Raw genomic sequence first — 1359 nt, 5'->3', positions numbered from 1 at the left:
ACAAATTGCAGCTTGAAAAATGCAAAAATGGGAAACAAAATTATTATTTTTTTGTCTTGATTTTTCAGTCCAGTATCCATTTACCTCATGTGAAAAAATAAATTAGAACATTCTTTTTAAAATATAAAACAGTATTAGTGTTTCTATTCTTAGTAGAATACGCTCATATTTATAAGTATATCTAATTTTCTACATTATTTAGCTTGGGAGTTTTTTATGATAAATTTTTATTGATTTATTAACTAATTAGTTTCTGATAATTGACAAATTAATTACTACTTGTTAACATATCAAAGATTCCTTTTCATGTGATATTAATTATGCAAGATACCACTACTAACGATTTACACAAGATTATAGCTAATATTAGGGATAATCTGCGTAAAAATTATATAGAAGCTGAAATACGTTACAGATTAAAAGATCCTTATTCTGCTTTAAAGAAGATGCTAAGGAAGGGTATTACTGTGAAAGAATTGACTGACCTAATTGGTTTTAGGATTATAGTTAATAAGCAATATGAATGTTATAAATTATTGACTATTCTTTACAAGATATATCCTGTTAATATGGCGAAGAGCAAAGACTATATTGCTAACCCTAAGGATAATGGTTACCGTTCTTTGCATATCGTAGTTATAGCAGATACCTATGACTGTAACATAGAAATACAAATACGGACTAACAGGATGCATAATATGGCAGAATCTGGTACCGCTAACCATAAGGAATATAAGAAGATGCAGGAAGAAAAACTAAAAAAGTTATTATGTGAGGAGAAACTTAATACAGCTGCTATTAATACTGAGATAAATAAGGCATATGATATTTTTAACCAATTTAATTGGACTATATCAGAACTCGTTGCTTATGAGCAGATAATTGAAAATCTTTGGCATAAATTCCAAAAGAATTTTTAAAATTCGATAATCAAGTTTTTTTGCAGATTTGAATAAAATATAGGATCATGGTTGTCATCCCTGCGAAAGCAAGGATATAAAAATCCCCTGAGGTATTATAGATTCCCGCCTACGCGGGAATGATGGTATGGACGAGTGAAGCGAAATATGCTTTACTTGTACGGAGTCAGCTGAAAAATAGTTTTCAGCTGCTCCAAATTAAATAATAATTTAATTAATAGGTCCATACCATGATAAATAATAGCATAAAAAATACTATAATAGGAATAGATTTAGCAAAAAATAGTATGCACTTGGTGCAAGTCGATCAAAATGGCAAAAAAATAGGTTACCAAAAAGTTACAAGAGATGAGTTAATAGCCTATTTAAGCAATCTCGATAAAAGTTCATTGGTAGCTATGGAGGCATGTGGAGGAGCTAATTATTGGTCACAGGAAAT

At 29.7% G+C, this 1359-nt stretch carries 1 protein-coding gene and 1 pseudogene; both read left to right on the top strand.

All coding sequences use genetic code 11. The annotated features are described in order from the left end of the window. The first annotated feature begins 320 nt into the window (after window positions 1-320). Window positions 321-920 (top strand): bifunctional (p)ppGpp synthetase/guanosine-3',5'-bis(diphosphate) 3'-pyrophosphohydrolase, encoded by a 600-nt coding sequence (locus RiCNE_RS06990; RefSeq protein WP_239832800.1) that lies wholly within the window; start codon window positions 321-323, stop codon window positions 918-920. Between the two features lie 230 nt (window positions 921-1150). Next, window positions 1151-1359, top strand: a pseudogene (locus RiCNE_RS06985) (IS110 family transposase); the annotation flags it as partial.

The sequence above is a fragment of the Rickettsia endosymbiont of Culicoides newsteadi genome (assembly GCF_002259525.1).
Classification (GTDB): domain Bacteria; phylum Pseudomonadota; class Alphaproteobacteria; order Rickettsiales; family Rickettsiaceae; genus Tisiphia.
This window is presented reverse-complemented; position numbering and strand designations above follow the sequence as displayed.